General features: G+C 46.3%; 17 protein-coding genes and 1 pseudogene. 7 read left to right on the forward strand and 11 right to left on the reverse strand.

What is annotated here, in order from left to right; translation table 11 throughout:
* Window positions 1–45: 45 nt before the first annotated feature.
* The 4 genes from ACU01J_RS16435 to glyQ form a co-directional block, all read right to left on the reverse strand.
* On the reverse strand, window positions 46–1,293 hold the full coding sequence (locus ACU01J_RS16435; protein WP_481086695.1) for a valine--pyruvate transaminase: 1,248 nt from the start codon (window positions 1,291–1,293) through the stop codon (window positions 46–48).
* A 193-nt stretch (window positions 1,294–1,486) separates the two neighbouring features.
* The gene (locus ACU01J_RS16440) at window positions 1,487–3,574 is read right to left on the reverse strand and encodes an alpha-amylase (RefSeq protein WP_481086696.1); all 2,088 of its coding nucleotides are present in this window, start codon (window positions 3,572–3,574) and stop codon (window positions 1,487–1,489) included.
* Window positions 3,575–3,765: 191 nt separating this feature from the next.
* The gene (gene glyS / locus ACU01J_RS16445; protein WP_481086697.1) at window positions 3,766–5,832 is read right to left on the reverse strand and encodes a glycine--tRNA ligase subunit beta; all 2,067 of its coding nucleotides are present in this window, start codon (window positions 5,830–5,832) and stop codon (window positions 3,766–3,768) included.
* 2 nt (window positions 5,833–5,834) lie between these two features.
* Window positions 5,835–6,755: a glycine--tRNA ligase subunit alpha gene (glyQ, locus tag ACU01J_RS16450; RefSeq protein WP_481086698.1), complete on the reverse strand. Its 921-nt coding sequence runs from the start codon at window positions 6,753–6,755 to the stop codon at window positions 5,835–5,837.
* 453 nt (window positions 6,756–7,208) lie between these two features.
* Here glyQ and ACU01J_RS16455 point away from each other — a divergent pair, with 453 nt between their 5' ends.
* Together ACU01J_RS16455 and ACU01J_RS16460 are read left to right on the forward strand one after the other, a co-directional pair.
* Window positions 7,209–7,763 carry a TMEM165/GDT1 family protein gene (locus ACU01J_RS16455; RefSeq protein WP_481086699.1) on the forward strand — a complete coding sequence of 185 codons (555 nt, stop codon included), beginning with the start codon at window positions 7,209–7,211 and terminating at the stop codon, window positions 7,761–7,763.
* Window positions 7,764–7,924: 161 nt separating this feature from the next.
* Window positions 7,925–8,185 carry a hypothetical protein gene (locus tag ACU01J_RS16460; protein WP_004417254.1) on the forward strand — a complete coding sequence of 87 codons (261 nt, stop codon included), beginning with the start codon at window positions 7,925–7,927 and terminating at the stop codon, window positions 8,183–8,185.
* Between the two features lie 45 nt (window positions 8,186–8,230).
* Here the strand turns inward: ACU01J_RS16460 and tusA are convergent, their stop codons facing one another.
* A complete protein-coding gene (gene tusA / locus ACU01J_RS16465) occupies window positions 8,231–8,479 on the reverse strand; it encodes a sulfurtransferase TusA (protein WP_053439990.1) in 249 nt (82 codons plus the stop codon).
* A 135-nt stretch (window positions 8,480–8,614) separates the two neighbouring features.
* Here tusA and ACU01J_RS16470 point away from each other — a divergent pair, with 135 nt between their 5' ends.
* Window positions 8,615–8,806, forward strand: a complete 192-nt coding sequence (locus ACU01J_RS16470; protein WP_481086700.1) for a hypothetical protein — start codon at window positions 8,615–8,617, stop codon at window positions 8,804–8,806.
* 153 nt (window positions 8,807–8,959) lie between these two features.
* On the forward strand, window positions 8,960–9,901 hold the full coding sequence (locus ACU01J_RS16475; RefSeq protein WP_481086701.1) for a LysR family transcriptional regulator: 942 nt from the start codon (window positions 8,960–8,962) through the stop codon (window positions 9,899–9,901).
* Window positions 9,902–10,014: 113 nt separating this feature from the next.
* On the opposite strand, the gene acuI is transcribed toward ACU01J_RS16475, so the two are convergent.
* The 6 genes from acuI to ilvG all read right to left on the reverse strand — a co-directional run bounded on the left by acuI (window position 10,015) and on the right by ilvG (window position 17,483).
* Window positions 10,015–10,995 (reverse strand): acrylyl-CoA reductase (NADPH), encoded by a 981-nt coding sequence (gene acuI, locus ACU01J_RS16480; protein WP_481086702.1) that lies wholly within the window; start codon window positions 10,993–10,995, stop codon window positions 10,015–10,017.
* A gap of 194 nt (window positions 10,996–11,189) precedes the next feature.
* Complete coding sequence (gene ilvA, locus ACU01J_RS16485; RefSeq protein ID WP_481086703.1) at window positions 11,190–12,737, reverse strand: threonine ammonia-lyase, biosynthetic; 1,548 nt, start codon at window positions 12,735–12,737, stop codon at window positions 11,190–11,192.
* A gap of 3 nt (window positions 12,738–12,740) precedes the next feature.
* The gene (gene ilvD / locus ACU01J_RS16490; protein WP_481086704.1) at window positions 12,741–14,582 is read right to left on the reverse strand and encodes a dihydroxy-acid dehydratase; all 1,842 of its coding nucleotides are present in this window, start codon (window positions 14,580–14,582) and stop codon (window positions 12,741–12,743) included.
* An 11-nt stretch (window positions 14,583–14,593) separates the two neighbouring features.
* On the reverse strand, window positions 14,594–15,538 hold the full coding sequence (gene ilvE, locus ACU01J_RS16495) for a branched-chain-amino-acid transaminase (RefSeq protein WP_481086705.1): 945 nt from the start codon (window positions 15,536–15,538) through the stop codon (window positions 14,594–14,596).
* Window positions 15,539–15,550: 12 nt separating this feature from the next.
* Complete coding sequence (ilvM, locus tag ACU01J_RS16500) at window positions 15,551–15,835, reverse strand: acetolactate synthase 2 small subunit (RefSeq protein ID WP_004411027.1); 285 nt, start codon at window positions 15,833–15,835, stop codon at window positions 15,551–15,553.
* Window position 15,836: 1 nt separating this feature from the next.
* A complete protein-coding gene (gene ilvG / locus ACU01J_RS16505; RefSeq protein ID WP_481086706.1) occupies window positions 15,837–17,483 on the reverse strand; it encodes an acetolactate synthase 2 catalytic subunit in 1,647 nt (548 codons plus the stop codon).
* 472 nt (window positions 17,484–17,955) lie between these two features.
* Between ilvG and ACU01J_RS16510 the strand changes: the two are divergent.
* The 3 genes and pseudogenes from ACU01J_RS16510 to ACU01J_RS16520 form a co-directional block, all read left to right on the forward strand.
* Window positions 17,956–18,156 (forward strand): annotated as a pseudogene (locus tag ACU01J_RS16510) (magnesium chelatase domain-containing protein); the annotation flags it as partial.
* A gap of 259 nt (window positions 18,157–18,415) precedes the next feature.
* A complete protein-coding gene (locus tag ACU01J_RS16515; protein ID WP_029790001.1) occupies window positions 18,416–18,757 on the forward strand; it encodes a hypothetical protein in 342 nt (113 codons plus the stop codon).
* A 3-nt stretch (window positions 18,758–18,760) separates the two neighbouring features.
* Complete coding sequence (locus tag ACU01J_RS16520) at window positions 18,761–19,210, forward strand: DUF4234 domain-containing protein (RefSeq protein WP_029790000.1); 450 nt, start codon at window positions 18,761–18,763, stop codon at window positions 19,208–19,210.
* Window positions 19,211–19,452 lie beyond the last annotated feature (242 nt).

Genomic DNA, 19,452 nt, shown 5'->3' on the forward strand with positions numbered 1-19,452 from the left:
TTCTTTATAAAAGTTAATAATTTATGTCTAATTTAACCCTGAATTCTACTCTAAATATGCTTTTGTTACTTCTTCTGCAATAATCTTTATGCCTTTTTGCATCATTTCGTCGTCTTGAACGTAGTTCATGCGTAGACACTGGTGAGCGTGAACCCAATCGTCTTCTTGGCCAATAAAGAAGTACTCTCCTGGAACGATCAATACTCCGCGCGCTTTCAAGCGCTTGTAGAGCTCCATCGTTGTGATAGGTAGTTCGTCAAACCACAGCCAAAGGAAGATTGCTCCTTCCGGCTTATGGATGCGGAAGCGAGGATCAGTAATGGCACCTTGCAGCAATTCGACCGCACGTAATGATTTCTGCTTATAGAATGGCTTGATCACATCAGAGCTTAGCTTTAATAGATCGCCTTTACCGATAATATGGTTGGCCAGAGCTGGACCAAGGCTACCCGGGGCTAAGCTAATGATACCATTCATATTGGTCATAGCTTGGGTCACTTCTTCACTGGCAATCACAATACCGCAGCGCGCGCCTGGCAGACCCAGTTTAGATAAGCTCATGCATAGAATCGTGTTCTCATTCCAAAACGGTTGCACGTCTTCAAAGATAATATTTGGGAATGGTAGGCCGTAGGCGTTATCAATGATCAGTGGAATGTTGTTTTCACGCGCCAGCTTATCCAGTTTATGGACCTCTTCGTCCGTCAGTACGTTACCGGTTGGGTTGGTTGGGCGAGAGGCACAAATCGCTGCAACTGAGTCATCGATTTTAAGCTGTTCAAAATCAACGTGGTATTTAAACAGGCCATTATCAAGTAGTTCGATTTCTGGGTGGTAGGAAACGAAGATATCCTCATCAATTCCAGCATCGCCATAGCCAATATATTCTGGGGCGAGTGGCAGTAGAATCTTTTTGTGTGAGCCATCAGGTTGTTGACCAGCAAGCAGGTTAAATAGGTAGAAAAATCCACTCTGGCTGCCGTTGGTTAAGCTGATGTTCTTTTCTGAAATGTCCCAGCCATAGGTATCTTTCAGCAGCTTGGCTAGTGCTTTGACAAAGGCATCTTTGCCTTGGGGCCCATCATAGTTGGCCATCGCGGAGACGAGTTCTCCACTGGCGAGCATATCCTCACTGGCTTGGTGAAAGTAGTCGAGCATGGCTGGAATGGCGGCTGGATTACCTCCCCCGAGCATGATGGCACCAGGAGTGCGTAGACCATCATTTAAATCATCCATTAGTTGGGTGATGCCTGAATACTGATTAAATTTTTCACCAAATTTTGAGAACTGCATTACTTGTTGTACCTAATTCATTGTTGTCATTGCTTTATGTATCGAACAGTCAGTGCGTTGCTGACCAATAGTGTAACCCCTGAACATACCTTAATGTGCAAATAGAGCAAAGCGAGAATTCGTATTGAGTGAAAAAAAGCCAACATAGTGATGTTGGCTTAGTGAAGAAGGGGGCGAATATCTAGCAGCGTACTTATTGCGAGCCAGTGTAAACCACAAGCACTTTGTCATCTTGATAGCGGCGCTCGAAGGCATAGTAACCTTGCTGATGGCGGGTAATGTGTTCGCCCTGCGCGACAGCAGGGTGGCGCTGTCTAAATTGTCCAAGCTTTTGCCAGTGTTCAAGCAGTTGCTGGCGCTCACCGGTTATCTGATCCCATGGCATATCTGAACGCGTCCCTTGATGAGGGTCGGAGCCTGTCGGGCCAAAGTCGCGTGCGATCTCATCACCGTAATAGATCTGAATCGCGCCGGGTGCCAGCATTAATGCGTTGGCAGCTCTAACTTGCTGTTCAATGGTTTTGGCTCGGCTACCCCAAAACAGAGAAGTATCGTGGGATGATAAGTAGCTTAAGACGTTAAAGCTGCTGTCTTGATTGATTCGCTCTGCATAGCGCTGGTAATCACGGTCGAGGTCGGCAAAGCAGCTCAGTGCTTTAGGTGCGACATCACCTTGGAACTCAAAGTTGATGATCGAATCGAAGCCGTGGTCGAAATAGGGGCTCTTGACCACACTGTGCGCCCACACTTCACCTGTCATCCAGAAAGGCAGATCATCGAGCGCTTTGTCTGGATTATTTTGCTTCCACTCCGCGAGCGCTGCTGTCGATTCGAGTTTTAGCTGTTGCCAAGTTTCAAACTCGACATGCTTGGCGGTATCGACTCTAAAGCCATCAATGCCATATTCTCTAACCCAATCAGATAGCCAAGTAATTAAGTGCTGTTGTGGTGTTTGGCTGATATCCTGTGCGTTAGTCGATTTATTGTGATAGAAATTGGGCAGCCCAGTGGCTTGCTGAGACTCAGTTTTGATATCTGGTAAATGTGCCAATGACATGGTGCGGTCGTTATAGCCGGGCTGATCATAATCTCCAATATCGGTGCGAATCCAATCTTTGCCCCACCATTTTTGCCACGCTTCACCATTACGGTAGTTAATATAGTCATTAAAGCTGTGCCAGTTTTGACCTTGCTTTGGTGTCCAATCCGTCCACTGTTCACCGAGAATATCTTGCGCTTTCTGATCATCTAAATACAACTGACCAAAATCGAACTCCTGCATATCAGCTAAGGTTGCGTAACCCGTATGATTGAGCACCACATCCCAGATAATGCGAATCCCTTTGCTGTGTGCGGTATCGATGAAGGTTTTAAGCTCTTGTTCAGTGCCCATATTGGCATCAAGTTTCGTCCAATCTTGGTGGTAATAACCGTGGTAACCATAGTGTTTGAAATCGCCATTACTACCGCCGCCAACCCAGCCATGAATTTGCTCTAAGGGTGAGGTGATCCACAGGGCATTAATACCTAATTGTTCAAGATAATCTAACTTTTCGGTTAACCCAGCCAGATCGCCACCGTGGAAAGTGGCGATCTCTTTATCGCCATCATTGCTGCGGCCATAGCTATGGTCATTGTTTGGATTGCCATTGTAAAAGCGGTCAGTCATAACAAAGTAGACCGTCGCATTATCCCAACTAAATGCGGCAGATTGCGGCGATTCCACTTGCTCTAGTAGCATCATCCCTTGGCTCATTACACCCGCTTTTAAGCTTACTTTGCCGTTGCTTACGATAGCTTGCTGGCCGGTTAAGGCATCACGAATGGTGCTGCCATTGGCGAAGGTCGCGGAGACATCAATGACGGTAGGTTGCTCACTAGCAACAGGACATTGATAACGAGCAATCGCGTCTGCTTTAGGTTTTACTTTAACGGTAAGTTGGTTGGAGTCTTGGTTGAGAATAAACTGGTAGGTATTGGCACGGAATACTCGCATCGGGATCGCTGCAGAATCAGCACAGTTATCAAGCATAAGCGCTTTATTGAACTTGATGCGCGCGGCATCTTGCAGTGCGTAGCGACTGCCACAACTTTGCTGGTGGTCTGCGATAGAGAGCGAGTAGCTGCCTTTTGTCAGTGTTTGCTCTGCAACAAGTAGGCCATTATCTTGCCGTTCAAAGGTGGCCTGGGTTTCTCCAATGGTTAGAGTCAGGGCATTATTGGGTGTTTGGCTACAAGCAGCCAAAAGAGAGGCTGATAGGGCTAAAATAGACTTTTTCATAGAATCCTTCCCGAATATTTACGCTGTTTATAACAAAACAGTGCCACTACAGTCCGAGTGATGATCCTACTGGTGGGCGAATTTATCCCTACACAATTTTATAGAGTTCACAAAACGCATTTTTAGCCTTAATCGCTAAATAAAAAGGGAAGCACTAAGCTTCCCTTTTGAGTTGTACCTTATCGCAGTGATTATTTCTGCAGTAGGGAAATATCGGCAATCTGTAGGAACAGGTTACGTAGGTTGTTAAGTAGCGTTAGACGGTTCTTCTTCAGAGCTTCGTCGTCTGCCATTACCATTACGTTATCGAAGAATGCATCAACTGGTTCACGTAGACCTGCTAGCTTGCTTAGCGCTTCTTGGTAGTTACCTGTTGCAAACGCTGGCTCTAGCGCTTCTGTCATCACTTCAACGCTTTCAGCGAGTGCTTTCTCTGCGTCTTCTTGTAGAAGTGCTAGATCGATTTCTGCTGCTAGCTCACCATCGAATTTCGCAAGGATGTTACCTACACGTTTGTTCGCTGCTGCTAGTGCTTCTGCGGCTTCTAGTTCACGGAAGTGAGAAACCGCTTTAACACGTTGGTCAAAGTCAGTTGGCTTAGTTGGACGGTTCGCTAGTACCGCTTGGATGATATCCACGCTGAAGCCTGCATCTTGGTACCATGCGCGGAAACGACCTAGCATGAAGTCGATAACGTCAGCTTCTACGTTGTCGTTGGTTAGCTTGTCGCCTAGTAGTTCTTTCGCTTTTGCGATTAGATCTGTTAGGTCTAGGTTGTAGCCGTTTTCAACGATAATACGCAGCACACCTAGTGATGCACGACGTAGAGCGAATGGGTCAGAGCCCTTAGGTGCTTGGCCGATACCAAAGATACCAACGATAGTATCTAGCTTATCTGCCATGGCTACCGCAGAAGAGATACCTGTGCTTGGTAGGTCATCACCTGCGAAACGAGGCATGTACTGCTCGTAAAGTGCTAGTGCGACTTCTTGGTCTTCACCGTCATGAGTTGCGTAGTGCATGCCCATTACACCTTGAGTATCGGTAAATTCGAATACCATAGAGGTCATTAGGTCACACTTAGCCAGTAGGCCTGCACGCTTAGATTTTTCAACGTCAGCATCGATTTGCTCAGCGATGTAGCCAGCAAGTTCAGTAATACGGTCAGTTTTGTCTTTGATAGTACCAAGCTGCTTTTGGAAGATAGCTTGTTCTAGCTCAGGTAGACGATCGATCAGAGGACGCTTACGGTCAGTGTTAAAGAAGAATTCCGCATCCGCAAGACGTGGGCGTACAACCTTCTCGTTACCTTCGATGACGTAGCGAGGCTCTTTAGATTCGATGTTTGAAACGAAGATGAAGTTAGGCAGTAGCTTCTTGTTTTCGTCATAAACTGGGAAGTACTTCTGGTCACCCTTCATGGTGTAAACCAATGCTTCAGAAGGAACCTTCAGGAACTCTTCTTCAAACTTTGCTGTTAGCACGACTGGCCACTCAACCAGAGAAGTTACTTCTTCAACTAGGTCATCTTCTAAATCCGCAGTACCACCAACCGCTGCTGCTGCTTTTTGCGAATCAGCAAGGATGATCGCTTTACGCGCTTCGTAATCTGCCATTACTTTACCGCGCTCTTCTAGGATCGCAGGGTATTGCTCTGCAGATTCGATAGTGAACTCTTGCTCACCCATGAAGCGGTGACCACGGATAGTGCGGTCTGATGCTACGCCTAGGATCTCACCTTCAATAAGGTCAGAGCCCATCAGCATCGTTAGTGTTTTAACCGGGCGGATAAACTGAGTGGTCTTGTTACCCCAACGCATCGGCTTAGCGATAGGTAGGTTACCCAGCGCTTTTGCTGCCAGCTCAACAACGATTTCAGACGTTGCTTGGCCTTTTACTTCTTGTTTGAAAAGAAGCCATTCGCCTTTGTCTGTTACTAGACGGTCAGCTTGCTCAACAGTGATGCCGTTACCACGCGCCCAACCTTGAGCCGCTTTGGTTGCGTTACCGTCAGCATCGAATGCGACAGAAACGGCAGGACCACGTTTCTCAACCACTTTGTCTGCTTGGCCTTCAGCTAGCGCTGAAACTTTAAGTGCTAGACGACGAGGAGCGGCGTACCATTTCACACCTTCGTGTGCTAGGTCTGCGCCTTTTAGCTCAGCTTCGAAGTTTGCTGCGAACGCTTCCGCTAGAGTGCGCAGTTGCGTTGGTGGTAGCTCTTCAGTACCCAGTTCAATTAGAAATTCTTTAGCCATGATTACTTCTCCTCTTCCTTACGGCACATTGGGAAGCCAAGTGCTTCACGTGATGCGTAGTACGCTTCAGCAACAGACTTAGTCAGGTTGCGGATACGAAGGATGTAACGTTGGCGCTCTGTAACAGAGATAGCTTTACGCGCATCAAGAATGTTGAATGCGTGGCCAGCTTTTAGAATGCGCTCGTATGCTGGAAGCGGAAGTGGCTTCTCTAGCTCAAGTAGCTCTTTACACTCTTTTTCACACTGGTCGAAGAACGAGAATAGGAAATCTACGTCAGCGTGCTCAAAGTTGTAGGTTGATTGCTCAACTTCGTTTTGGTGGAAGATGTCACCATAAGTCACGTTAGAGCCGTCTGGTGCTACGTTCCATACTAGGTCGTAAACTGAGTCTACTTCTTGGATGTACATTGCTAGACGTTCGATACCATAAGTGATCTCACCAGTCACTGGTTTACACTCAAGGCCACCAACTTGCTGGAAGTAAGTAAACTGAGTCACTTCCATACCGTTTAGCCAAACTTCCCAACCAAGACCCCATGCGCCTAGCGTTGGGTTTTCCCAGTTGTCTTCTACGAAACGAATATCGTGAACTAGCGGGTCGATACCAAGAACTTCAAGTGAGCCTAGGTACAACTCCTGAATATTGTCTGGAGAAGGTTTTAGGGCTACTTGGAATTGATAATAGTGCTGCAGACGGTTCGGGTTTTCACCGTAACGGCCATCGGTAGGACGACGTGAAGGTTGAACGTAAGCTGTCGACATTGGCTCTGGGCCAAGTGCACGTAGACATGTCATTGGGTGAGAGGTGCCTGCACCTACTTCCATATCTAGAGGTTGAACAATGGTACAACCGTTTTGTGCCCAGTAATCCTGCAGCGCGAGGATCATTCCCTGGAAGGTTTTGATATCGTATTTTTGCATAGTAATTCGCGCGATTCTTTGAGTAAAAGGTCTGTCTAAAACAGAGAAAAATAACAATCAAGTATACCCAGATATTTGGCATGGGAGTAGAGCTAATCTTGATTAATTGGTAGGCGAAAATCTCCTTTAGTGGAATTTTTCCGACTTATCTAACCAAATTTTCTTAAAAGGGAGTTTATTTGTAGTTTGGCGGTTGAGAATCCTCTTAGAGCTGGTTAGAATCACGCCGTCTTTGGGGAGTAGCTTACCTATTTATCAACACTGGGATGATAGGTTCGTCTGTCAACATAATTGATGCAAAATCATCATGGCATTCGAGACCCGATATCGGCGCACAATAACAACATGCCGATGTGGTTTAGCAAGACCTTAGACAAATCATCATGAACCGGGGTGGGGCATGAGATTTGTCTTTGGTTAAATATAATATTCCCGCCCCATGAAGAGCATGTCGTGAGCGTTTTAGCTATCTCAATCACCACCGTCGCACTGGCGGAGATCGGTGATAAAACTCAGTTGTTATCATTACTGCTAGCCAGTCGATACCGCAAACCAATCCCTATTATTGCCGCTATTTTCTTAGCCACTATTGCCAATCATGCCCTAGCTGCATGGCTTGGCGTGGTTGTCGCAGATTACATGACTCCTGAAACCTTAAAATGGGTGCTGGTGGTGAGTTTTATTGCCATGGCGGCGTGGGTACTCATCCCTGATAAATTGGACGACGACGAACAGATCTCTAACCGAGGCCCATTTATTGCCAGTTTTATCGCGTTCTTTGTTGCTGAGATTGGTGATAAGACACAAATCGCGACCTCGATTCTTGGTGCGCAGTATGCGGATGCATTGGCTTGGGTGATTCTTGGCACTACCATTGGTATGCTGCTAGCTAATGTCCCTGTGGTACTGATTGGTAAACTTTCCGCCGATAAAATGCCGCTGGCTCTGATTCGTAAAATCACTGCTTTGTTGTTTGTCGCCTTGGCGATTGGCGCAGCAGTACTGTAGCCAAAAGCTGCGATAACGGGGTTAAATATCAATAACTGGAGATGAAATCGCGTTCGATCAAACTTTGACTTAAATTCGAACTGAACCGTGATCACTGACATATTAGTGTCACAGTTGTCATGGTAATTTAACCTTGTGGATGATAGCGAGAGGGCAAGGTTATGCTTACACGTTATATGGGGATGACCCCTAAGAGTCAGAGTTATTTGTTCACCTTCGGTTTGGCGCTATGCCTATTGGCAATGGTGTTGACTGATATGTGGCTACCGATAGTCGCAGGGTCGTTTATCTTAACTGGATTGACGGTCGAAGCTTGGATTCGCGTTGCGCATATTATTCCTATGCATGAGGAGATGCGCACGATGAGAAAACAGCTCAACAAACTGCAAAGCGAAGTCCGCACCCTCGAATATGATGAATAAAAAACGGCAGCCATTTGGCTGCCGTTTTGTTTTCAGGGGCAGGGATTACTCCATGCCTTTCTTGATTAGGTACTGAAAAGGTAGCTCTTCAGTTTGAGAATCTATCAGTTGATGATCCATAAAGCGGCAAAAACTAGGAATGTCGCGTGTCGTCGATGGATCATCGGCTTTCACAAGCAACACTTCTCCATCCTGCATATTTCGAATTGTCTTCCTGACCATCATAACTGGCTCTGGGCAGCGTAATCCTTCTGCCTCTAGGGTTTTGTCTGCCTGCTGTGGATTGAATGTCATGGTCGTATCTTTGGTTACTCAATTTGGCCTAGATAATACTAGTGAAGAAAAAATATTCAATAACCCCTTGGCAAAGTGAACAATTTGTTTTAACTTAGTTAACAAGTTGGTAACAATTAACAAGGAAAGCAAAGTATGTTGACAGCTCTAGATCGTTTAACCATCTACTCAGTGCTGTGTTTTATCTCTTTTTGTGCCCTTGTTTTACGTTCACCAGCAGAATCGTCCTCGTTTATGCCATTACTTGGTATGGGCGCGACGGTTGTAGGGATTTGGCTTGAGATGCATCGCTGGCCGAGCGCATCTGAAGAACAAGAGGACGGATAATAGCACTTCCAACTGTTATCTGTTTACCACTACGCTCAACTACATTCCGACACTATCCCCAGTTTTCTTGGGCTTCCCCGCTGAAAAGCGGGATTTTTTTTGCCTGAAAAAGGTACAATCAAGTTAATCCCTTATAGAAATTAGTGGCTCAACGTGGAATTAGAAGACATTTATCGTCGTGATCTTAACTTGCTAGTCGCACTGCGAGTGTTAATTGAAGAGTGCAGTGTGAGTAAAGCTGCCCATCGTTTGAACCTCAGTCAGTCAGCGATGAGTCGAGTGCTTGGTCGATTACGAGAGATGCTTGGCGATCCTTTATTTACCCGCCAAGGACAGCACTTAATCCCGACAGAGAAAGCGTTAGAGATTGATCGCTCTCTGGGTGAGCCTCTAGAGTCACTGCGCCAGTTGTTATCACCGATTGAGTTTGAGCCGCAAAGTTGTGACCAAACCTTTACCATTGCGACCACAGATTATGCGATGCAAACCATCTTGCCGTTTGCCCTGCCGCGTATCTATCAAGAAGCGCCCAATGTATCGTTTAATTTCTTACCGCTGCAGCATGACCGTTTGGCGGATCAGCTCACCGCAGAGGGTGCAGATTTAGCCATTTGTCGTCCAATTGGTCCAGTTGCGCCGCTACGTAGTGAAATACTCGGTCGTGTTGGTGTGTTATGTTTGCTTTCAAAGCAGCACCCGCTTGCCGATGAAGAGATGAGTCTGGCAGACTATCTGACTTATCCCCATGCGATGATTGCGATCAGTGATGGTGTTAAGGCGTTAATTGAAGGCGCTTTAGTTGACCAGCCAAGACGTAAGATGGCGCTGCGCGCATACCACCTTGAAGCGGCGCTAGCGATTGTTGATACCATGCCAATCATTATTACTGTACCCGCTGATTTGGCCTATCTGGTCGCTGAGCGTTACGACTTAGTGATAAAGCCGTTACCGTTTCAATTTACTCCGTTTGATTACTCGATGATATGGCACCCGCGTTGTGAGCACTCACCTGCTCAGGAGTGGTTACGTGGAATCGTAAAGGAAGAATGCAGTCGCTTGATTGCTAAACGAATAGAAGATATTGGTTTGGATTGACCGAAAATAACGAGAGACGTCATTCCGAAATTGAGGAACGAAATGTCCGGAATCTCTTACGTTGAGAGATTCCTTACTCGCTCGTTCCTCACTGTAAGCAATGACAGAAGCGATTAAAGCTTGATAACTACGCGGCCTGTCACTTGACCGTTAGTGATGTCTTCAGCGTATTTTGGTGCTTCAGCTAGCTCTACTTCGGTACATGCTTGCTCGAAGTAGCTGTCAGGTAGTAGCTCAACCAGTTTTTCCCATGCCGCGATACGTTTTTCGGTTGGGCACGATACTGAATCGATACCTTGCAGACGTACATTGCGTAGAATGAACGGCATTACTGTAGTTGGTAGATCAAAACCACCAGCCAGACCGCAAGCAGCTACTGCGCTGTTGTAATCCATTTGCGCCAGTACTTTCGCTAGTACTTTGCTGCCGACAGTATCAACCGCACCTGCCCAGATTTGCTTTTCAAGCGGACGTGCTGGTTCTTCAAATTCTACGCGGTCGATAATGCGGCTAGCGCCAAGTTTTTCTAGTAGTGGACCGTTTTGTTCAACGCGGCCTGTTACTGCAGCAACTTGGTAGCCTAGTTGAGCTAGCAGTGTTACTGCTACAGAGCCTACGCCGCCACTTGCGCCAGTCACTAGGATTTCACCATCTTCTGGTTTGATACCAGCATCAAGTAGCGCTTGAACACACAGCATGCCAGTAAAGCCAGCTGTACCGACCATCATCGCTTTTTTGCTATCTAGGCCTTGTGGTAGTGGGACTAGCCAGTCTGCTTTTAGACGTGCGCGCTGTGCCATGCCGCCCCAATGGTTTTCACCCACGCCCCAACCAGTTAGGACAACTTTGTCACCTGCTTGGTAGCGGTCATCTTCAGAACTCACTACCGTACCTGCGAGATCGATACCTGGCACCATCGGGAAGTTGCGAATTATTTTACCTTTACCCGTGATTGCTAAACCGTCTTTGTAGTTTAGTGATGAGTAATCAACATCGATCAGTACTTCGCCTTCTGGCAATAGTGCTTCATCGATCTGTTCGATGGTTGCAATAGTACGTTTTTCTTCTTGGTTTAGAATCAGTGCGTTAAACATAGTTATCTCCACAAATAGAGCAGCAATTTAAAAACTGGATTCAGTGTAGACCTAAACTGGCTATGACAAAAATGAAACTTTAGCATTATATCTATGCGTATTACGCATTTTGACCAAAGTATAAGCAAGTGAAACGTTGTTTAGGGGGGGATAACAAAAAAGCCCCTAACCGAGTGGGTTAAGGGCTTAATACTTTATGAAAGGAAGAACTTGTACGACGGGTTGTCGGTTTCGTCCTTACATTGATAGCCTAACTCCCGTAAATGGGCAGAGAAGCGGGATAAGTCTGACTCATCAAGCTCAAAGCCACACAGTACCCGACCATAGTCAGCACCGTGGTTACGGTAGTTAAATAGGCTGATATTCCAGTGAGTACCAAGGGTGCTTAAGAATTTCACTAGGGCACCTGGGTATTCTGGAAACTCAAAGCTGTATAGACGTTCTTTAAGCGGCTTCGATGGTTTACCACCAATCATGTAGCGTACGTGCAGTTTTGCCATCTCATCATCAGAGAGGTCAACGACAGGGTAGCCGCCGTCACGCAGATCATGAATGATGTTGTCTAACTCTTCTTGACCACCTTGCAGACGGACACCAACAAAGATGTTCGCCAGTTTGTTGTCGTTGTAGCGATAGTTAAACTCAGTCACTGCTCGGCCACCAATCAAGTTACAGAACTCAAAGAATGCACCTTGACGCTCAGGGATGGTGACAGCCAACAGACCTTCACGCTTTTCACCTAGCTCACAACGTTCTGAGACGTAACGCAGACCATGAAAGTTGGTGTTAGCCCCTGACAGCACAGTGCCTAGCTGCTTGCCTTCGAGCTTATTCTGCTCAGCGAACTTCTTAAGACCTGCAAGGGCGAGTGCACCAGAAGGTTCAGCAATCGCACGGGTGTCTTCAAAGATGTCTTTGACTGCCGCGCAGATTTCATCACTAGAAACAGCGATATGACCATCAATGTACTTTTCACATAAACGATAGGTCTCTTCACCAATGCGCTTAACCGCAACACCATCGGCAAACATGCTGACCTGATCGAGTACTACTGGCTCACCGGCATCTAGCGCTGCTTTTAGACAGGCTGAATCTTCTGGTTCAACAGCAATCACTTTGATTTCTGGCATTAGCTGTTTCACCAGCACCGCAACACCGGCTGCAAGACCGCCGCCACCGACAGGAACGAAGATGTAGTCGAGGTGACCATTTTGCTGCAGCATCTCCATACCAATCGTACCTTGCCCCGCAATCACCAGTGGGTGATCGAATGGTGGCACAAAGGTGTAGCCATATTGCTCTGATAGTCGCTCAGCTTCGGTTTTCGCCTCATCAAAATTGCTGCCATGTAGAACCACGTTACCGCCAAAGCTGCGTACCGCCTCGACCTTTATGTCAGGGGTGGTTTTAGGCATCACTATAGTGGTCTTAATGCCAAGCTTTGTGCCTGATAGCGCCATACCTTGAGCATGGTTACCCGCAGATGCTGCAATCACACCCGCGGCTTTTTGTTCTTCAGTCAGGCTCGAGACCATATTGTACGCGCCGCGCAGTTTAAACGAGTGTACCGGCTGGCGGTCTTCTCGCTTGATCTGCACATTGTTACCAATACGTGCCGACAGGCGGGGCATTTCTTGAAGTGGTGTTACCGTTGCCACTTCATATACAGGCGCTCTTAAGATCTGGCGCAGGTAATCCGCGCCAGTTTGAGGTTCTTGCCCTGAAAGTATTGAGTCACTCATAAGCTAGTCCTCTAGCTTTGATTTATCTCGTACTGCACCTTTGTCAGCACTGGTCGCCATACTTGCGTACGCTTTTAGTGCAAATGAAACTTCACGTTGACGGTCGACTGGTTTCCAGCCTAACTCATCTTGTTTCGCACGGCGCTCAGCAAGCTCTTGTTCAGAAACTTGTAAAGAAATTGAACGGTTTGGAATATCAATCGCGATAATATCGCCTTGTTTAACCAGACCAATTGCGCCGCCGTTTGCTGCTTCAGGAGAAGCGTGACCGATTGATAGACCAGATGTACCACCAGAGAAACGACCATCAGTCAGAAGTGCACACTCTTTACCCAGACCCATAGATTTTAGGTAGGTAGTCGGGTAAAGCATTTCTTGCATACCCGGACCACCTTTAGGACCTTCGTAACGGATGATCACAACATCGCCTGCTTTTACTTTGCCACCTAAGATGCCTTCTACGGCATCTTCTTGGCTTTCAAAGACGACTGCTGGGCCTGTGAATTTATGGATGCTTTCATCAACGCCTGCTGTTTTAACAATACAGCCATCAAGAGCGATGTTGCCTGAAAGTACCGCGAGACCACCTTCTTGGCTAAAGGCATTTTCCTTGGTACGAATACAACCTTCAGCACGGTCATCATCAAGACGATCCCAACGACAATCTTGAGAGAATGCTTTAGTGGTACGAATACCAGCAGGGCCAGCACGGAAGAACTTCAGTACCTCTGCGTCTTCAGTTTGGATGATGTCGTACTTCGCTAGCTGCTCTTTCATTGAAAGACCAAGCACGGTGCGAGCGTCATTATGCAGTAGACCTGCACGGTCTAGTTCACCAAGGATAGCCATGACACCACCTGCGCGGTGTACGTCTTCCATGTGATATTTTTGCGTTGATGGTGCCACTTTACATAAGTGTGGCACTTTGCGAGATAGGCGATCGATATCTTCCATATCGAAGTCAATCTCACCTTCTTGTGCGGCTGCGAGTAGGTGAAGAATGGTGTTGGTTGAACCGCCCATCGCGATATCTAGCGCCATCGCGTTTTCAAACGCATCAAAGGTAGCGATATTGCGTGGTAGTGCTGATTCGTCATCTTGCTCGTAGTAACGACGCGTCAGTTCAACGATACGTTTACCTGCATTGATGAATAGCTGCTCACGGTCGGCGTGGGTTGCTAGCATTGAACCGTTACCCGGTTGAGAAAGGCCCAGCGCTTCAGTCAGACAGTTCATTGAGTTCGCGGTGAACATACCTGAACATGAGCCACAAGTTGGACATGCGCTACGCTCGATTTGCTCACTCTGCTCGTCCGATACTTTCGGGTCTGCGCCTTGGATCATTGCATCAACAAGGTCGAGCTTGATGATCTGGTCAGAAAGCTTAGTTTTACCCGCTTCCATCGGACCACCAGAGACGAAAATTACTGGAATGTTGAGGCGCATTGATGCCATTAGCATCCCTGGAGTGATTTTGTCACAGTTAGATATACAGACCATCGCATCAGCACAGTGTGCGTTGACCATGTACTCTACCGAGTCTGCGATCAGTTCACGAGATGGCAGTGAGTAAAGCATACCGCCGTGACCCATTGCGATACCGTCATCGACCGCAATTGTGTTGAATTCTTTCGCAATACCACCGGCTTTTTCGATTTCACCCGCTACTAATTGGCCCATATCTTTTAGGTGGACATGGCCCGGTACAAATTGAGTGAATGAGTTAACAACGGCAATAATTGGTTTACCAAAATCTTCGTCTTTTACCCCAGTTGCACGCCAAAGGGCACGAGCACCCGCCATGTTACGGCCATGAGTGGTGGTTGCTGATCTATATATAGGCATCTTCTATTTCCTTATTTCGCCGCGTCTTCTGGGTAAATGTAATCTAACCAGCCCCACTTATCTTCGGTGGTGCCGTTGAATAGGCCAAAGTATGCTTCTTGCAGCTCTTTGGTGATTGGTCCGCGTTTACCTGTGCCCACTTCAATCTTATCGATGGTTGCAACAGGAACGATTTCCGCTGCAGTGCCCGTCATAAACACTTCATCTGCTAGGTACAGCGCTTCACGTGCAATGTTCGCTTCACGAACTTCGTAGCCGCGATCGCGTGCAATCGTCATAATCGAGTCACGAGTAATACCCGGTAGGATTGCGCTGGTTGCTGGTGGAGTGCAGATCACGTCATCTTTAACTACGAAAATATTTTCACCGGCACCTTCAGAGAGGTAACCGTCGACACTTAGAGCGATACCCTCAGCATAACCGTGGCGACGAGCTTCACCGCCGACGAGTAGTGATGACAGGTAGTTACCCCCCGCTTTTGCTGCAGTAGGAATCGTGTTAGGTGCAGCGCGGTTCCAGCTTGAGATCATTGCATCTACGCCATTTTCTAGTGCTTCTTCACCTAGGTAAGAACCCCAAGGGAAGGCAGCAATAATCAGATCCATTTCAGTATCTGCTGGAGGACAAACGCCAAGGCCAACGTTACCAACAAAACCCAATGGGCGAATGTATGCACTGTCCAGTTTGTTTTGACGTAGTGTTTCGCGCGTCGCTTCCATGATCTCTTCAACCGTGTAAGGAATCGGGAAGCGGTAAATCTTCGCTGAATCTTTTAGACGTTTTGCGTGCTCTAGATGGCGGAAGACAATTGGACCTTTTGGTGTGTTGTAACAGCGAACCCCTTCGAAAACCGAAGTACCGTAGTGCATCGCGTGAGTTAACACGTGTACATTTGCCTCTGCCCAAGGAACCATTTCACCATTGAACCAAATGTAATCTGCAGTTTTTGTAGCCATTTATTGCCTTCCTTATGCACAAATCTTTTGTTGTAGGTTGTTATTCGGTAGTTCGTCGCGCGCAATTTGCGTCACTTCAACGGTGCGTACGTCCCAAAGTTTCTCGATCTGATTAGTGAGAAATGAAATTGGGCGATCGCTATCAACGATGATCTCAACGCTCGCGACTTTGCTTTCGTGGTTTTGTGTGCCTGCCACTTGTTTAACAATAAAGCCACGGTGGCGAACAACGCGAAGAACACGCTCTAACAGAACAGGTTTATCGTCTGCTTTGATGTCGATTAGGTATCTTTCCATGTTATGTATTCTCCAGCATCTCATTGTTTGAAGCACCTGGTGGTACAAGTGGCCAGACGTTTTCTTCCTCATCGATTAGAACATGAAGAAGATAAGACGTCTTACTTTCTAGCATTTCTTTTAGTGCCGGCTCAACTTCTTCTTTCTTAGTGATGGTTTTGCCAGGAATATCAAAGGCTTTAGCTAGCATTACAAAGTCAGGATTGTCATCTAGGATGGTCTCGCTATGGCGGCCGTCAAAGAACAGTGATTGCCACTGACGAACCATGCCAAGGCGTTGGTTGTTTAGTAACACCATTTTTACCGGGATCTGGCGACGCTTTAGCGTACCGAGCTCTTGGATGTTCATCATAAATGAGCCATCCCCAGTAATAAGTATAGATTGATCATCAGGGCGAGCGACGGCAGCACCCATCGCAGCAGGAAGCCCGAAGCCCATGGTGCCTAGACCAGCTGATGTAATGAAGTTTTGTGGATCGCGCGGCTGGATATGTTGCGCTGCCCACATTTGATGCTGACCCACATCGGTTGAGATGATTGAGCTATCTGGCATTAGATCGGAAAGCTGTTTTAGTAATCCCGGAGCGTAGATAAGTTCACCCGGATGGTCGTAGCGCCATTTAAAGCCACTACGTAGGCTTTCGCTGTGTTTAACCCAAGGCGTGATGTCGTGAGTTAACTCTAGCTGAGGAAGAGCGGCTGGGATCTCAGCGCGAACCGCTGCATTTGCGGTGCGCAACTTGTGCAGCTCCGCGGCATCGATATCGATGTGAATGACTTTAGCGTTTGGTGCAAAAGTATCGAGCTTGCCTGTTACTCGGTCATCAAAGCGTGCGCCCACTGCAATCAGCAAGTCACACTCTTGTACCACTAGGTTAGCGGCTTTAGTGCCGTGCATACCTAGCATGCCAAGGTAGTGTGGGTCATGACGTTCAATTGTGCCTAGACCTTTCAAGGTACTTACTGATGGCATTGGATTTAAACGTAGGAATTCACGCACAGAGTCAGTCGCGTGGCCAAGTTGTACACCACCACCAACGTACAAAACAGGACGAGAGCTTTGTGACAATAATTCTTGAGCTTTTGCGATGCCCTCAGCGTCAGCAACGGGTGCTTTTGGTGGGGTATAGCTAGGCAATGCGTCTACAGGAGCCTGACCAAGCTGGACATCTTTGGCGATATCGACAATGACAGGACCAGGGCGACCTGTTTTAGCGACTTCGAAGGCTTCGGCTAAGGTTGGCGCCAGTTCATTAATGTCAGTCACTAGGTAGCTGTGCTTAGTACATGAGAGAGACATGCCGATCACATCCATTTCTTGGAATGCGTCAGTACCAATGTGAGAGCTTGCAACCTGACCTGTGATTGCCACTAGAGGGATAGAGTCCATAAAGGCATCCGCTAAACCTGTGACTAGGTTGGTTGCTCCTGGACCTGATGTCGCCATGCAGACAGCGACATCTTGTGTTGCGCGGGCCATACCGATAGCAGCCATTGCTGCACCTTGTTCATGACGACAGAGGATGTGTTCAACCCCACCATCATATAGAGCATCATAGATTGGCATGATGGCCCCGCCTGGGTAACCAAATACCGTTTTTATCCCCTGCTGTGCCAAAGCGGCTACGACTAACTCAGCACCTGTCATCGTAAACCTCCTGGTGGTCTTTCATTTGTTGTTGTGTTGCACATCATGTGCGCTCCCATTCTTCCTGCAGCCCTTATATGAGCTTTTAAATTCGTTATATGCCTAAATTTACGGCGTACTAATTGTAAAAAACCCCCGGACTTTTCAGTGCGGGGGTTTTTTCTATTCTGTGGCTATCTTTCGCCCACTAGACCCCGCGTGGTGTCAATAATGACCACGATAATCAGGGCAATCAGTGCGTTAGTGCGGGCGTTGAAGTTCATCTTTATTTCTTTAGTTATATGTGTGCCTAGTTAGGCACGAAAATGTCTGCGTCTCTAGTGGTAACATACAATTCCGTTAAATGACAAGCAAAAACTCATTCTTTTTTCACATTCTTTCAGCATCTAGCCAAGCTATATAACAACATTAATATCAAAATGAACGAACTATCAGGGGTATAAATGAACAACAATAGTCAGGTGGTCAGATTATGGGCCTAGCAGTTATCCATAGCCGAGCCTGTGTCGGGGTTGAAGCGCCTGCGGTGACGGTCGAAGTCCACATTAGTAATGGCATGCCAGGCTTTACATTGGTTGGCTTGCCCGAGACAACGGTCAAAGAGTCCAGAGATAGAGTGCGCAGCGCGATCATTAACTCTCGCTTTGAGTTTCCCGCCAAGCGGATTACTATGCTATGTAAAGTTTACAGGAAAGTTTTTTATGCATTGCTATATTTTTTTATGCATTGCTATATATAGAGGGAGTTTTTGAAAGTGTTTGAGCTATTGGCTCAACAGCTTGAGAAAAGTCGTTTAGGATGGTTCACAGAGACCTATATTTTGTCTTTCGCTCTGGTCGGATTCAATAGAAATTTGATATGACACATTTTGTTATGCAATGGAATGATATAGAATATGTTTTCTAATATCATAATGTTACAAGGAATTTTCTATGAAAAAAGCTGCATTGGCCCTACCTTTGATTGTCCTACTAGGAGGGTGCTCTCCATCTGTACCAAAGTGTGGTGACTCTGAAACGACAGACCTAGTGAAAGAAATTGCGAATGATGAGATGATAAATCAACTAGGTGCAGAAGCTGCAAAAATATTTTCTTATTCTGTTAATGCTATTAGAACAACAGATGAAAATGATAAAACTGGAGCATTTGAGTGCGCTGCACAACTTGACATTCACGCTAGCACTACTGGTCAATCAAATGAAATACCAATTACTTATACGGTAGAAATGACTGATGATGGTGAACAATTCTACGTAAATGTATATGGACTATAATAAATGAAAGCTAATCTATTAAAAAGTAAAGTAAATACTAAAACATTAAATTTTGTTCTGTTATCAATAGTTACATTAGGTATTTATAATGTGATGTGGTTGTTTAAAAATAATAGTGTAATTGAGGAAACATTAGAAGATAAAATCTTTGATTATCGAATTATAATTGTCTTAGCTGCATTGATTGGTTGGTCTTCTGTTTTTTCTTCTGAACCTGATTTAGCAGCTTTTGGCGGTTTGCTAAGTATTCTATCTGGCATATTCTATATTGTGTGGGCATTTAAAGCCAAAAAGTCGATCCAAAAAATGATGCTAAATGATCACAAGATTGATTATTCGATGAACTCTTTTTACACATTTTTCTTTAACATTTACTATATAAACTTCTGTATCAATGAACTTGAAGAAGAAGTTGAAAAATCAAATGTTCTTTCAGAAAAAGTTGTAGCTTAAAAACTAACTTTTGCATTTCTTTTAAAAGGCTACCGTATTAGGTAGCCTTTTTTTGGCCTTTTCTCTTCTCTCGTGAGATTTTGAAAAAATCGAGAGCGTAGCGGGTGAGGCTGTGCCGAACGGGTCTGGGGTATCCCCAGCCCTCGGAGAGCACACACAGTCGGTACGGCTGTTTTAGTGTGCTAAAACAGTGTTTCACACAGTCTTTTTCCACAGCCTTTGATAAGGCTGCGCTAATTTCA

The sequence above is a fragment of the Vibrio sp. 2433-A1 genome (assembly GCF_056726085.1).

Coding starts and splice junctions, on each gene's coding strand:
- ACU01J_RS16440 (WP_481086696.1), bottom strand. CDS start 3,574: ATGAAAAAGTCTATTTTAGCCCTATCAGCCTCTCTTTTGGCTGCTTGT.
- ACU01J_RS16435 (WP_481086695.1), bottom strand. CDS start 1,293: ATGCAGTTCTCAAAATTTGGTGAAAAATTTAATCAGTATTCAGGCATC.
- ACU01J_RS16520 (WP_029790000.1), top strand. CDS start 18,761: ATGAAAGCTAATCTATTAAAAAGTAAAGTAAATACTAAAACATTAAAT.
- ilvG (WP_481086706.1), bottom strand. CDS start 17,483: ATGACAGGTGCTGAGTTAGTCGTAGCCGCTTTGGCACAGCAGGGGATA.
- ACU01J_RS16470 (WP_481086700.1), top strand. CDS start 8,615: ATGTTGACAGCTCTAGATCGTTTAACCATCTACTCAGTGCTGTGTTTT.
- ilvD (WP_481086704.1), bottom strand. CDS start 14,582: ATGCCTATATATAGATCAGCAACCACCACTCATGGCCGTAACATGGCG.
- glyQ (WP_481086698.1), bottom strand. CDS start 6,755: ATGCAAAAATACGATATCAAAACCTTCCAGGGAATGATCCTCGCGCTG.
- ACU01J_RS16460 (WP_004417254.1), top strand. CDS start 7,925: ATGCTTACACGTTATATGGGGATGACCCCTAAGAGTCAGAGTTATTTG.
- ACU01J_RS16515 (WP_029790001.1), top strand. CDS start 18,416: ATGAAAAAAGCTGCATTGGCCCTACCTTTGATTGTCCTACTAGGAGGG.
- ilvE (WP_481086705.1), bottom strand. CDS start 15,538: ATGGCTACAAAAACTGCAGATTACATTTGGTTCAATGGTGAAATGGTT.
- ilvA (WP_481086703.1), bottom strand. CDS start 12,737: ATGAGTGACTCAATACTTTCAGGGCAAGAACCTCAAACTGGCGCGGAT.
- tusA (WP_053439990.1), bottom strand. CDS start 8,479: ATGACATTCAATCCACAGCAGGCAGACAAAACCCTAGAGGCAGAAGGA.
- ilvM (WP_004411027.1), bottom strand. CDS start 15,835: ATGGAAAGATACCTAATCGACATCAAAGCAGACGATAAACCTGTTCTG.
- acuI (WP_481086702.1), bottom strand. CDS start 10,995: ATGTTTAACGCACTGATTCTAAACCAAGAAGAAAAACGTACTATTGCA.
- glyS (WP_481086697.1), bottom strand. CDS start 5,832: ATGGCTAAAGAATTTCTAATTGAACTGGGTACTGAAGAGCTACCACCA.